The sequence below is a fragment of the Achromobacter anxifer genome, assembly GCF_903652925.1.
GTDB lineage: Bacteria > Pseudomonadota > Gammaproteobacteria > Burkholderiales > Burkholderiaceae_B > Achromobacter > Achromobacter anxifer.
On record NZ_CAHLAR010000008.1, the window covers coordinates 255,196 to 267,737 of the forward strand.

At 67.1% G+C, this 12,542-nt stretch carries 9 protein-coding genes; 1 reads left to right on the top strand and 8 read right to left on the bottom strand.

Going from position 1 to position 12,542, the window contains the following annotated elements:
* Positions 1 to 39 precede the first annotated feature (39 nt).
* The 5 genes from HWY37_RS24450 to ggt all read right to left on the bottom strand — a co-directional run bounded on the left by HWY37_RS24450 (position 40) and on the right by ggt (position 7,036).
* Positions 40 to 1,899 (bottom strand): dipeptide ABC transporter ATP-binding protein, encoded by a 1,860-nt coding sequence (locus HWY37_RS24450; RefSeq protein ID WP_176090071.1) that lies wholly within the window; start codon positions 1,897 to 1,899, stop codon positions 40 to 42.
* Between the two features lie 14 nt (positions 1,900 to 1,913).
* Positions 1,914 to 2,792, bottom strand: a complete 879-nt coding sequence (locus HWY37_RS24455) for an ABC transporter permease (RefSeq protein ID WP_176090044.1) — start codon at positions 2,790 to 2,792, stop codon at positions 1,914 to 1,916.
* Positions 2,789 to 3,733 carry an ABC transporter permease gene (locus HWY37_RS24460; protein ID WP_175211347.1) on the bottom strand — a complete coding sequence of 315 codons (945 nt, stop codon included), beginning with the start codon at positions 3,731 to 3,733 and terminating at the stop codon, positions 2,789 to 2,791. The genes HWY37_RS24455 and HWY37_RS24460 overlap by 4 nt, the downstream gene beginning before the upstream one ends.
* A 126-nt stretch (positions 3,734 to 3,859) precedes the next feature.
* Positions 3,860 to 5,371: an ABC transporter substrate-binding protein gene (locus HWY37_RS24465; protein WP_176090045.1), complete on the bottom strand. Its 1,512-nt coding sequence runs from the start codon at positions 5,369 to 5,371 to the stop codon at positions 3,860 to 3,862.
* A gap of 36 nt (positions 5,372 to 5,407) precedes the next feature.
* The gene (ggt, locus tag HWY37_RS24470; RefSeq protein ID WP_175211343.1) at positions 5,408 to 7,036 is read right to left on the bottom strand and encodes a gamma-glutamyltransferase; all 1,629 of its coding nucleotides are present in this window, start codon (positions 7,034 to 7,036) and stop codon (positions 5,408 to 5,410) included.
* 93 nt (positions 7,037 to 7,129) lie between these two features.
* On the opposite strand from ggt, the gene HWY37_RS24475 reads away from it, so the two are divergent.
* Positions 7,130 to 8,032: a LysR family transcriptional regulator gene (locus HWY37_RS24475; RefSeq protein WP_176090046.1), complete on the top strand. Its 903-nt coding sequence runs from the start codon at positions 7,130 to 7,132 to the stop codon at positions 8,030 to 8,032.
* A gap of 3 nt (positions 8,033 to 8,035) precedes the next feature.
* Here the strand turns inward: HWY37_RS24475 and HWY37_RS24480 are convergent, their stop codons facing one another.
* Genes HWY37_RS24480 through HWY37_RS24490 form a run of 3 tightly spaced genes read right to left on the bottom strand, consistent with a single transcriptional unit; the run spans position 8,036 to position 12,456 of the window.
* Positions 8,036 to 10,207 (bottom strand): phosphocholine-specific phospholipase C, encoded by a 2,172-nt coding sequence (locus HWY37_RS24480; protein WP_176090047.1) that lies wholly within the window; start codon positions 10,205 to 10,207, stop codon positions 8,036 to 8,038.
* 35 nt (positions 10,208 to 10,242) lie between these two features.
* Positions 10,243 to 10,425 (bottom strand): hypothetical protein, encoded by a 183-nt coding sequence (locus HWY37_RS24485; RefSeq protein WP_175211337.1) that lies wholly within the window; start codon positions 10,423 to 10,425, stop codon positions 10,243 to 10,245.
* A gap of 18 nt (positions 10,426 to 10,443) precedes the next feature.
* Positions 10,444 to 12,456: an alkaline phosphatase family protein gene (locus tag HWY37_RS24490; RefSeq protein ID WP_175211335.1), complete on the bottom strand. Its 2,013-nt coding sequence runs from the start codon at positions 12,454 to 12,456 to the stop codon at positions 10,444 to 10,446.
* Positions 12,457 to 12,542 lie beyond the last annotated feature (86 nt).

Below are 12,542 nucleotides of genomic sequence, written 5' to 3' on the forward strand. Positions count from 1 at the left end.
GGCGCCCGCAAGGCGCCCGCCGGCATGCCCCTCCCTGCCTTAATACACCCCGATCGGGTGGCGCGCCACGAAATGGCCCTCGCCCACGGCGACCAGCGGCTCGACCAGCGGATCGTCGCCCAGCTTGCGCACCGGACTGGGGATCTCGTCCACCAGCAGCGAACGCTCGCGGTGGCGGCGCTGCGGATCGGCGATCGGCACCGCCGCCATCAGCTTCTTGGTGTAGGGATGCTGCGGGTTCTCGAAGATGGCGCGGCGCGGGCCGATCTCGACGATCTGCCCCAGGTACATCACCGCCACCCGGTGGCTCACGCGCTCGACCACCGCCATGTCGTGCGAGATGAACAGGAACGACACGCCCAGCTCCCGCTGCAAGTCCAGCAGCAGGTTGACGATCTGCGCCTGGATCGACACGTCCAGCGCCGACACCGATTCGTCGGCGATCACGACCTTGGGATTCAGGGCCAGGGCGCGCGCGATGCAGATGCGCTGGCGCTGGCCGCCCGAGAACTCGTGCGGATAGCGGTCGATCATTTCAGGCAGCAGCCCGCACTTGTCCATCAGCCAGCGCACCCGGTCCTGCGCCGCCTTGCCGCGCGCGACGCCATGGATCAGCAGGGGCTCCATGATGGAATAGCCCACCGTCATGCGCGGGTCCAGCGAGGCGAACGGATCCTGGAAAATGAACTGGATGTGCTGGCGCAGCGTCTGCATGGCGCTGCCGCGCAGCGCGCCGATGTTCTTGCCGTCGAATTCGATGCTGCCGGCCTGGCTCTTGACCAGTTGCAGCAGCGAACGGCCGGTGGTGGTCTTGCCGCAGCCGGACTCGCCCACCAGCGACAGGGTCTCGCCCGGATAGAGATCGAAGCTGACCTTCTCCACGGCATGCACGCGCTTCTGCACGCGGCCCAGAATGCCGCCGGTGATGTCGAAGCTGGTGGTCAGGTCGCGGACCTTGAGCACCGGACCGTTCTCGCGGCGCACGGTGGACGGCGCGGCGACCGGCGCGGCGGCCGCCTGCGAGCGCTTGGCGGCTTCGTCGACGCGCAGCAGCGGGAACGGCGCGGGCTCGTCCGTGCCATGCATGGCGCCCAGGCGCGGCACCGCCGACAGCAGCGCGCGCGTGTAGGCGTGCTGCGGACGCGCAAATACCTCGTCGGAACCGCCCTCTTCCACCTTGTCGCCGCGGTACATGACCAGCACGCGGTCGGCCACCTCGGCCACCACGCCCATGTCGTGCGTGATGAAGATCACGCCCATGTCCATTTCTTCCTGCAACTGGCGGATCAGCTGCAGGATCTGGGCCTGGATGGTGACGTCCAGGGCGGTGGTCGGCTCGTCGGCGATCAGCAGCTGGGGCTTGCAGGACAGCGCCATGGCGATCATGACGCGCTGGCGCATGCCGCCCGACAGCTGGTGCGGATAACGGTCCAGGATGGCGCGGGCCTCGGGGATGCGCACCCGCTCCAGCATGCGCAGCGTTTCGGCGCGCGCCGCGGCGGCGTCCAGCCCCTGGTGCAGCTGCAGGGCTTCGGCAATCTGGTTGCCGGCCGTGAAGCTGGGGTTCAGGGAGGTCATGGGCTCCTGGAAGATCATGGCCACGTCCGCGCCGCGCACGCGTTGCAGCGTGGCGTCGGGCGCGTTGAGCAGGTCCAGGACCTCGCCGTTGCGCCGGCGCAGCAGCATGCCGCCGTTGACGATCCGGCCGCCGCCGTACTCGACCAGGCGCATCAGCGCCAGCGAGGTCACGGACTTGCCGGAGCCGGATTCGCCCACGATGGCCAGGGTTTCGCCGCGGTCGACGTGGAAGGAGACCTTGCGCACCGCTTCCACGGTGCGTTCGGGGGTTTTGAATTGCACGGTCAGGTCGTTGACCTGGACGACGCGTTTGGGATCCATTGTTGCCATGGTGATTACTTGTCCTGACGCGGATCGAGCGCGTCGCGCAGCCCGTCGCCCAGCAGATTGAAGCCCAGCACCACGAGGAAAATGGCCGAACCGGGGAAGATGGACATCCAGGGCGCCTGGGTCATGAAGTTCTTGGCGGTGTTCAGCATCGAGCCCCAGGACGGGTTCGGCGGCTGCAGGCCCAGACCCAGGAACGACAGGCTGGCCTCGGCGATGATGGCCGTGGCGATGGTGATGGTGGCCTGCACGATCAGCGGCGGCATGACGTTGGGGAACACGTGGCGGCCGATGATGCGCAGGTCGGACGCGCCCAGGGCGCGCGCACTCTGCACGTAGTCCTCGTTCTTGACCGCCAGCACCTGTCCGCGCGTGAGCCGGATGAACTTGGGCGCGGCCGAGACGCCGATGGCGATCATGGCGTTGGTCAGGCTGGGGCCGAGGAACGCGGCCAGCGCGATGGCCAGGATCAGGAAGGGAATCGCCAGCAGCGCTTCGGTGGCGCGCGAGATGATGCTGTCGGTCCAGCCGCCGAAATAGCCGGCGGCCAGGCCGAAGGGCACGCCCACCGCCAGCGCGATCAGGACCGACACCAGGCCCGCCATCAGCGAGGCGCGGGCGCCGTAGACCATGCGGCTGAAGATGTCGCGGCCCAACTCGTCCGTGCCCAGCCAGAAGGACGCAGACGGCGCCTTGCGGATGGTGGTGAAGCTGGTCTGGAAGGGATCGTGGCTGGCGATCAGCGGCGCCAGGATGGCGACCAGCACGAAGAACAGCACGATCCCCAGGCCCAGCATGGCGATGCGGTTGCGCTTGAATTTGCCCCAGGCGCGATTGCGGCTGCGGGGCGGCGTGACGGCTGCGGCCGTTGCAGGAAGTGCGCTCATGAGTGCCTCAGGCGGGGATTGACCAGAATGTACAGAATGTCGGCCAGCAGGTTCATGATGATGAAGCCCACCGCGACGCAGAGCACCACGCCCTGCACCACCGCGTAGTCGCGCGTGAAGACCGCGTCGACCACCAGCTTGCCGAAGCCGGGAATCGTGAAGACCTGCTCGGTCAGCACGGCGCCCGCCAGCAGTTCGCCGAACAGCAGCGTCACCAGCGTGACGATGGGCATCAGCGCGTTGCGCAAGGCATGGCGCAGCACCACGCTGCGCGGCGACACGCCCTTGGCGCGCGCGGTGCGCACGTAGTCGGCCGACAGGGCTTCGAGCATGGCCGAACGGGTATGGCGCATCAGATACGCGGCGATGGCCGTGGACAGCACCAGCGACGGCATCAGCATGGTCTTGATCGACAGCCAGAAGTCCTCGGCGGGCGAGACATAGCCCGAGGCCGGCAGCAGTTTCCACTGCACCGACACCACCATGATGAGGATGATGCCCAGCCAGAAGTTGGGAATGGACATGCCTGACAACGCCGCGATGTTGGCGCCCATTTCCACCGGCTTGCCCTTCTTCACGGCCGCGATGATCCCCATGGGGATCCCGATCAGCAAGGCGAAGAACATGGCCATGGCGGCCAGCTGCAGCGTGACCGGCAGCTTCTGGCCGATCAGCGTGGTGACGGGCACGTCGGTGCGCAAGGATTTGCCCAGGTCCCCCTGCAGGACCTGCGTGGCCCAGGCGGCGTACTGCACGGGCAGCGGATCGTTGAGGCGGTACTTGTCCCGCAGGTAGTCCAGGACGGCCGGATCGCGTTCTTCGCCGGCCAGGGTCAGCACCGGATCGCCGGGCAGGATTTTTTGCAGCATGAAGACGATCATCGACACCAGTATCAGTGTCGGTATCGCGACGATCACGCGGCGCAAGATGAGTTTAAGCATTTGAGAAACCGTAAGACAGGAACGGCGGACGGGGCCGGCAGGATATACCTCGGGCACCGCCGCCGCAAACAACAACCGGACGCGCTAGGCGTCCGGCTGGCGCGGCGCGCAACGGCCGCGCCGAAATCACTTCTGCGCGAACGTCACGCCTTTCAGGCGGATCATGCCGTCCGGATAGGGAGTGAAGCCCTTGACCTTCTTGGCCAGCGCGAAGGGCCAGGGTTGGTAATAGTTATACACCCCGGGCAGTTCGTCCTGGATGATGGTCTGGGCCTGGTCGTAGATGGCCTTGCGCTTGGCCTCGTCCGGCACCGTGCGGGCCTCGTTGAGCAGCTTGTCCACTTCCGGGTTGCAGTAGTGGCCGTCGTTCAGCGCGCCCTTGCAGGTGACGAAGGCGTGGATGTTGCCGTCCGGATCGACCCGGCCGGACCAGCCCAGCATCACGACCTGGAAGTTGCCGCCGGCCGATTCCTTCTGCAGCGCCGCGTATTCGGTCGGGCGCAGCGACAGGTCGAAGCCGGCCTCGGACGCCATGGCCTGCACGATCTCGGCGATGGACGAGGTCGTGGTGTTGTTGCCGAACATGACTTCGGCCTTGACGCGGTCAAAGCCCGCCTGCTTGAGCAGCGCCTTGGACTTGGCCACATCGCGCTTGGTGACCGGGAACTTGTCGCTGTGGTAGGGGCTGGCGGGCGGGAACGGCTGCTGCGCCGGCTCGAAGATGCCGCCGCCGGCCACTTCGTTGATGGCGTTGCGGTCGATGGCGTACTGGAAGGCCTGGCGCACCAGCTTGTTCTTGAACGGGTTGTCCTCGGCGCGCTTGCCGTTGGCCACGTTGAACATGAACTGCTGGAAGCCCAGCCCGGCCACCGGCGCGAAGGTCAGGTTGGCGTCGCCCTTGACCTGCGCCGCATCGGAAGGATTGAGGCGTTCCAGCATGTCCAGGTCGCCCGCGCGCAGATTGGACAGGCGCACGGTGGTGTCCGGGATCGGCAGGAAGGTCAGGCGCTTGAAGGCGAAATCCTTGGCGTCGTAGTACTGGTCGAATTTCTCCAGCACGATGCGGTCGTTCTGGATGCGCTCGACGAACTTGTACGGGCCCGAGCAGATCGGCTTGCGGCCCACGGCGGCGGCGTCGTCGGTGAAGGTCTTGGGCGACAGCATCATGCCGGCGCGGTCGGACAGCTGCGCCAGCAAGGTGGCGTCGGGCTTCTTCAGGGTCAGCACCAGGGTCGCGGCATCGGGGGCGTCGACCTTTTCCACCGAAGCCAGCTCGCCCTTGCGCAGGCTGTCCGGCAGGGACATGGCGCGCTCCAGGTTGGCCTTGGCAGCGGCGGCGTCGAACTTGCTGCCGTCATGGAACAGCGCGTCCTCGCGCAGCTTGAAGGTCAGCACCTTGTTGTCGGGGCTGAACGACCACGAGGTGGCCAGCTGCGGCACGAAGTGCAGCTTGGGATCGATGTCGATCAGCTTGTCGCACAGCGAGGTGAAAACGATGCGGCCCACGTACGTGCGCGCGCGGTGCGGGTCCAGCACGTCCGGATCCTCCTGCAGGCCGATCCGGATGTTCTGGGCGCAAGCCGCGCCCGCGGCCAGCGCCAGCAGGCTGGCGCCGAAGGTCAAGGTCAAGCGTTTCATTGTGTTTTTTCCCCTTGAGGCTGCAATACTGCGTGTTTAGAAGCCGACCGCCTGACCGTCGCGCCGGCTGTCGCTGGCGGCGACATAGCCAAGCTCGTTGTCGCTTTCCGACATGCGCCAGATGAACTGGCCCGCGCCGAAATCCATGTACGGATCGTCGACCGACTTCAAAGCATGTCCGAGGTCCTTCAGGCCCGCAATGGTGGAAGCCCTCATATTGGTCTCGATGTCGAGCGTGAAATCGCGGTTGACCTTCCAGCGCGGGGCGCAGCAGGCGGCCTGCGGATTCTGGTGGTAGTCCAGCATGCGCACCACGGTCTGCATGTGGCCTTGCGGCTGCATGTCGCCGCCCATCACGCCGAAACTCATGACCGGCTTGCCGCCGCGGGTCAGGAAGCCCGGGATGATGGTGTGGAAGGGACGCTTGCCGCCTTCGACCACGTTGGCCGACTTCGGATCCATCGAGAAGCCCACGCCGCGGTTCTGCATGCTGATGCCGGTGCCCGGCACCACCACGCCCGAGCCGAAGCCCATGTAGTTGGACTGGATGAACGAGATCATCATGCCGTTTTCGTCGGCGGCGGTCAGGTAGATGGTGCCGCCGGCATGCGGGCGGCCGGCCTCGAAATGGGTGGCGCGGTCCAGGCGGATCAGCTTGGCGCGGCTGTCCAGGTAGGCGTCGGACAGCATTTGCTCCGGCGTCACCTCCATGGAGCGCGGGTCGGCCACATACTTGTACAGGTCGGCGAAGGCCAGCTTCATGGCTTCGATCTGGATGTGCTGCGACTGCACCGAATCCACCGGGATGTCGGCCATGTCGAAGCGCTCGACGATGCCCAGCGCGATCAGCGCGGCGATGCCCTGCCCGTTCGGCGGGATCTCGTGCAGCTCGTAGCCGCGGTAGGACTTGGAGATGGGCTTGACCCACTCCGGACGGTAGTTGCGCAGGTCGTCCAGGGTCATGGCGCCGCCGCATTCCTTGCTGAAGGCGGCAATGCGCTCGGCCAGCTCGCCTTCGTAGAAGTCGCGGCCCTTGGACGCGGCGATGCGGCGCAGCGTGTTGGCGGCATCGGGGAAGCGGAAGTGCTCGCCGACCTTGGGCGCGCGGCCCTCGGGCAGGAAGGCCTGGGCATAGCCCGGCTGCGACTTCAGTTCCTCGGCCGCGGCGGCCCACTTGTGCGCCACCACCGGGGGCACGGCGTAGCCGCGCTCGGCGATTTCGATGGCGGGCTCGAACAGCTGCTCGAACGGCAGCTTGCCCAGCTTTTCATGCAGCGCGGCCCAGCCGGCCACCACGCCCGGCACCGTCACGGCGTCCCAGCCGCGCTTGGGCTGGATCGCCAGGCCATTGGGGCCCACGCCGTGCTTGCGCTTGAAGTATTCGGTGCTCCAGGCCGCGGGGGCCACGCCCGACGAATTCAGGCCGTGCAATTCCTTGCCGTCCCAGACGATGGCGAAACAGTCGCCGCCCAGGCCGCAGGACACCGGTTCGACCAGGACGATCGTGGCGGCCGCGGCAATGGCGGCGTCCACGGCGTTGCCGCCCTTGAGCAGCATGCGCAACCCTGCCTGCGCCGCCAGCGGATGCGACGTGGACACCACGTTGCGGGCGAACAGCGGGATGCGGACGGAAGGATACGGGTTGCCCCAGTCGAAGGATTTCATATCGCTAGTCTCATAACGGGTAAGCGGCCGAAGTTACTCCCGTGGTTTAATTAAATCAATTTGATTTTTTGTTCCGTCATAAAAGATATTTTTATGAGTACGATCCGCTTTCTGCGCACCTTTCTGGCGGTCGCCCACCATGGATCCTTCTCCGAAGCGGCCGAGCAGGTGGCGCTGACCCAGGCCGCGGTCAGCTTCCAGATGCGCTCCCTGGAAGCGGAGCTGGGGCGCGAGCTTTTCGACCGCAGCGGCCGGCTTGCCATCCTGAACGCCGCCGGCCGCGAATTGCTGCCCGAAATCAAGCACTTGCTGGATCTCTACGACCGCATGCGGCGGCCGCGCACCGCGCCCGGCGAGCTGGCCGGCTCGGTCGCGGTGGGCAGCATCGTGTCCTGCATGGGCACGCTGTCCAAGGTGGTGTCCGGCATGAAGAAGCAGCACCCCAAGCTGGACGTGCGCATCCTGTCGGGCAAGGCCAGCGAACTGGCGGGCAAGGTGGAAGACGGCGAACTGGACGCGGCGTTCCTGGTGGAGGCCGGCCGCAAGATGGCCAGCACCCGCTGGACCGCGCTATATGAAGAGCCGCTGGTGGTGATCGCGCCGCACTCGGCGCCCGGGGCGGACGCCCGCGAGGTGCTGGCGCAGAACCCGTTCCTGCGCTTTGACCGCACCCAGCGCACCGGCCTGCAGATAGACCGGCTGCTGCGCCGCCTGGCGGTGCCGCTGGACGAATTCCTGGAACTCAACGCCATCGAGACGCTGGTGGAGCTGGTGCGCCAGGAGGTCGGCGTCACCCTGCTGCCTCTGATCCACGGCTCCAACTGGCAGCACAGCGCCGAACTGCGGATACTCACCCTGCCGCAGGACCTGGGGCCGATGTCGCGCGCCATCGGCATGCTGGAACGGCGCGAACATGCGCGCCAGGGCATTACGGCAGCGATCTGCGAGGCGTGCGCCATGGCCTTCCGGGCGCGCGAACCACAGACCGCCGCCTGAGGCTTACAGCCCCATCGCCGGATCGGTCACCGACGGACGGCCGGTTTCGACGCGGCCGGCGAAACGCCGCAGATAGGCCGGGTCCTCGGCCAGGCGCGCCGTGAAGTCGTACCAGCCCTGGCTGCCTTGCAGCGGCCAGTGCTGTTCGACCTGGCCGCCCGCGGGCACCGTGAACTTCCAGCGCTCATGGTTGGCGTAGTAGGCGTTGGGCGCCACTTCGAAGGTGCAGGGGTTCTTGCCGCCGTTGATGAAGCTGACGTAGACATCGCCGTTGGCGACGTCATAGCAGACCCGGATCTCCGGAGCCAGCTCCGACGTGCGGGCTAGCGTCAAGTCGCCGGCGAAATGACGGTGATAGCCGTTGGGACCCAGCACCCACAGGTCGTACTTGCCGCCGTCGGCCGCCGTGTCCCAGCTGCCTTCCAGCTGCTTGTCCGGCTCCACCGTGTAGCGGCGCGGCAGGCGGTCCAGGTTCAGGCGGTCATAGACGTGGAACACCGCCGCCTGCTTGCCCGTGTTGGAGAACACCAGGCGCATGGCGCCCGTGCCGGGCTGCGCGCGGCCGCTGGTATGCAGCTCGTACGGCAAGGCGCGGGAATAGCGCACGCCCTGCTCCTGCACCGGCTTGGCCTGGGTGCTGGGGTCGGGCAGCGGCACGGCGTTCAGGGCTTCCTGCGCGCTGCGCTCGCTGTCCGAACCGGCGCGGGTCAGCAGGTTCAGGTCGGGCAGCTTCTCGTTGTTGGGCGTGGCGAAGTTGAACGCCGAGGTCAGGTCGCCCAGCACGGCGCGGCGCCAGGGGCTGATGTTGTCCTCGGCCACGCCGAAGCGCGCTTCCAGGAAACGCAGCACCGAGGTGTGGTCGAAGGCCTGGGAGTTGACCCAGCCGCCGCGGCTCCAGGGCGACACCACGTACATGGGCACGCGCGGGCCGGGGCCGTAGACGCGGTCGTCGGCGGCGTCCTGGGCCGAGGCATGGGTGTGGCGCTCCAGGTCGGTGTTGACGGTGGAGCCGCCAGCCATGGATCCGTCCGGGTTCAGCGAAGGCGCGGCGGGCGACGGCACGTGGTCGAAGTAGCCGTCGTTCTCGTCGAAGTTGATCAGGAGCACGGTCTTGCTCCAGACCTCGGGATTGGCCGTCAGCGCGTCCAGCGCTTCCTGGATGTACCAGGCGCCCTGGATCGGGCTGGACGGGCCGGGGTGCTCGGAATACGTGGCGGGGGCCACGATCCACGACACCTGCGGCAGCGTGCCGTTGAGGGCGTCCTCGCGCAGCGCCTTCAGGAAACCGCCGTCGGGCATGGTGTTGGCCGTGCCCTTGTACAAGGGATTGGCGGCGTCCATCGAGGGCGTCCAGGCCGGGTACGGCGCGCCGTTGGCGCTATTGCCGGCCAGTTCGTTGGCGCGGCGGTACTGCTTGAAGCCGGCCAGCGAGTTGTCGCCGAAGTTCTCGGGCAGGTTCTGGTAGACCTTCCAGGTGACGCCCGCTTCCTGCAGACGCTCGGGATAGGTCTTCCAGGTCCAGCCGGTGGACGAGGCGCCCAGGCTGTCCCACTGGTTGCGGGTCGAGGGGCCGTTGCCCAGCGACAGCGGATCGTTGGTGCCGGTCCAGAGGAACAGGCGGTTGGTGTTGGTGCCGCCATGGGTGGAGCAATGGTAGGCATCACACAAGGTGAAGGCTTCGGCCAGCGCGAACTGGAACTCCACCTCCTTCTTGCGGTAGTAGCCCATGGACTGGTTCTGCTTGTAGCGCGGCCAGTGGTCCATGCGGCCGCCGTCCCAGGCCAGCTGCGCGTCCATATAGTTGTGCGGCGTGCCCGCGACGCGCTGGGCGTTGCCCTGGGTGCTGTCCAGGTGATACGGCATCACCACGCGGGTGCCGTTGCTCTGCTCCCAGACCGAGCGCTTCTCGGGCAGCGGGATGGTGAAGCGGTCGCCGAAACCGCGCACGCCCTTGTACGTGCCGAAATACATGTCGAACGAGCGGTTCTCCTGCATCAGGATGACCACGTGCTCGACGTCGTTGATGGTGCCGGTGCGGTTGTTGGCGGGGATGGCCAGCGCGCGGCGGATCGCCGGCGGGAACATCGACAGCGCGGTCAGGCCGGCGGTCGAGGCGGCCGCGTTGCGCAGGAAGCGGCGCTTGCCGGCGTGGACCTGGTCTTTATCGAACGTCACGGATTCTATTCCTATGGATCTGTGGGGAATGCGGCTCAAGGCGCGCAACGCAATTCGGGCTTGGTCGGCTCGGGCTTGGGCGTTTCGGGCTGGCCCGTGCCGGGGTCTTTGCCGCCGCCGCTGTCGCCGTCGTCGCCGCCGCAGGCGGCCAGCGTGGCGGTCAGCATCAGCACCGCGCCCAGGCGCAGGAAACCGCGCAAGATCATGGACATGCTCATTTTTCTATCCTCGGTACATCAGGGAAACAGTTCGGAAACGGACTTGCCGGACATGGCGAGCGACTTCAGCTCGGCCTCGGTCAGGGCGCGCGACCAGTAGGCCAGGTCGTCGAAATACATCGTGTACGGGCCCTTGGTGCCGGCGCAGCAGACGCCGTAGGTGCCGCGCCCGTCTTCGTTCAGGCCCAGATGCGGCCCGTAGACGCCGGCGATCTTGGTCAGGTCGACCGAGCCCGTGCTGATGGTGCGTTGCGAGAAGCCGAGTTCGCTGTCGTAGACCGAAGCCGTCATGGTCTTGGCCTTCTTGTCCACGGTCATCGCGATGTAGACCGGCTTGTTGGGGGTGAACTTCACGTTGTTGATGTCGACGCGCGAACCGCCGCCGGCCAGGTTGAAATACAGCACCGGGCCCGCCCACTGCGCGATGGTGATGCCGGGGTTGCCGCCGGAGTTGTAGTCCTTGTTGCCCAGGATGGAACGGTCGTTGGCCGTGCCGTCGGACTGGTACCAGAAGCCGATGGTGAAGGCCTGGGCCGCGTCCAGCATGCCCGCCGGGTAATCCAGCTTGAAGCCGCCCAGGGGCGCCGCGCTGCGGTCATTCTTGAACATCTTGCCGAACACCCCTACGTCGGCATAGGCCGGCGCCTGGGTGCCGTCGAACGGCGTGATGGCTCCGCCGCCGGCGGCCACGTCGGTCATGTTGCCCTCGAACGGGAACAGCATGGTCAGGCTGGTGCGCAGCGAGGCCAGCAAGGGCAGCGGCTTGGTGTAGGCCACGGTGGTGCGCGCGGCGCTGACCGCGCTGCCGACCGCCACGCTGTAGTTCAGCGTGTGCACGCCTTCGGTGTCGAAGGTGAAACCCTTGTCGACGTACTCGGCGGCCGTGCCGGACACGCGCGCGATCTCCTTGCCGTCGCGGCTGATCACGATGTCGCCGGCCGGTTCGCCCACGCGTACCCAGCTCAGCGTGACGCTCTTGTTGTCCGTCGAAGTGCGGGCCGCGGTGTAGCGCAGCGCCAGCTTGCCGCTCAGCGTGGTGCCCGCCATGTCATAGCTGGCGGCCGCCGGCAGGGCCTTCAGGTGGTCCAGCACCGTGGGCGTCACGTCGGCGGCGCTGGGCAGCGCGTACCAATTGTTGTCCCAGAGGCCGTCAAACGACGCGTCGTCGGCGCTACCGCCCAGCAGCGCGGGCTGGTTGGCGGCCAGCAGGATGGTCTTGTTCGAGGAGAACGGGCGGCCGTCGCTGGCGCCGTTCTTGCCCAGGCCATGGCTGGAGGCCACGACCACCAGCCAGTTCTCGCCCGGATGGTCCTTCTTGCGGTCCGCGATCTGCTTGGCCAGCACGCCGATGGCCGTGTCCGTCTGGCGGATCACGGTGTCGTAGGACGTGCCGAAGCCGTTCTCCGAAGCGGCGAGTTCCGGCGCGCCGAATTGCGCCACCACCACGTCATAGCCCTCGGTGATGCGGTCGCGCGCCTGCGAGGCCACGCAAGCGTCGACGCCGGCACAGTCGGTCAACGATTGCAGATAGCCCTTGTCGCGGTCGCCGCCGACGACGCCGGCCAGCGTGGTGGAATTGAAGGCGGCCGCGGTGCGCGCTTGCGGACGCGCCGTCTTGACGCGCTGGAACAGCGTCGGCGTCTGCAGCGTCTCGCCCTGCACGCTGTAGCGCACGCCGTGCTGGTCGGCCCATTGCCCGGTCAGCAGCGTGGCCCAGCCCGGCGCAAGCAGCGTGGGCTGCTGCGTCGGCGCGCCCGTCACGCCGCCGGTCCAGGCGCGCGTGGCGTTCAGCTGGCCGATGTTGGGCAACGACTTGTCGGCCACGCCGCTGCGCATCGCGTCATAGGTCAGGCCGTCGACGCCGATGAACAGCACCTTGTCGGCGCGGGTCGGGTCCGGCGTCGTCACCGGCGGCGTGGTGGGCGGAACGGCGGTATCGTCGCCGTCGTCATCGCTGCCCCCGCAGCCCGCCAATGCGCTGGTCGCCACCAGGGCCGCGCACCATCTTCTCCAATTCAATGCTTGTTGCATGCTTCTCTTCTCGTTTCATGAACAGGGTTTACGCTGGACCACATGATGGCCATCCAAGGTGAAAGCCCCGTGAAGCAAAGAAGAGA

Bases quoted from the DNA above. Each gene is read 5' to 3' on its own strand.
- HWY37_RS24450 (WP_176090071.1), bottom strand. From the start codon at position 1,899: ATGGATCCCAAACGCGTCGTCCAGGTCAACGACCTGACCGTGCAATTC.
- HWY37_RS24455 (WP_176090044.1), bottom strand. From the start codon at position 2,792: ATGAGCGCACTTCCTGCAACGGCCGCAGCCGTCACGCCGCCCCGCAGC.
- HWY37_RS24460 (WP_175211347.1), bottom strand. From the start codon at position 3,733: ATGCTTAAACTCATCTTGCGCCGCGTGATCGTCGCGATACCGACACTG.
- HWY37_RS24465 (WP_176090045.1), bottom strand. From the start codon at position 5,371: ATGAAACGCTTGACCTTGACCTTCGGCGCCAGCCTGCTGGCGCTGGCC.
- ggt (WP_175211343.1), bottom strand. From the start codon at position 7,036: ATGAAATCCTTCGACTGGGGCAACCCGTATCCTTCCGTCCGCATCCCG.
- HWY37_RS24475 (WP_176090046.1), top strand. From the start codon at position 7,130: ATGAGTACGATCCGCTTTCTGCGCACCTTTCTGGCGGTCGCCCACCAT.
- HWY37_RS24485 (WP_175211337.1), bottom strand. From the start codon at position 10,425: ATGAGCATGTCCATGATCTTGCGCGGTTTCCTGCGCCTGGGCGCGGTG.
- HWY37_RS24490 (WP_175211335.1), bottom strand. From the start codon at position 12,456: ATGCAACAAGCATTGAATTGGAGAAGATGGTGCGCGGCCCTGGTGGCG.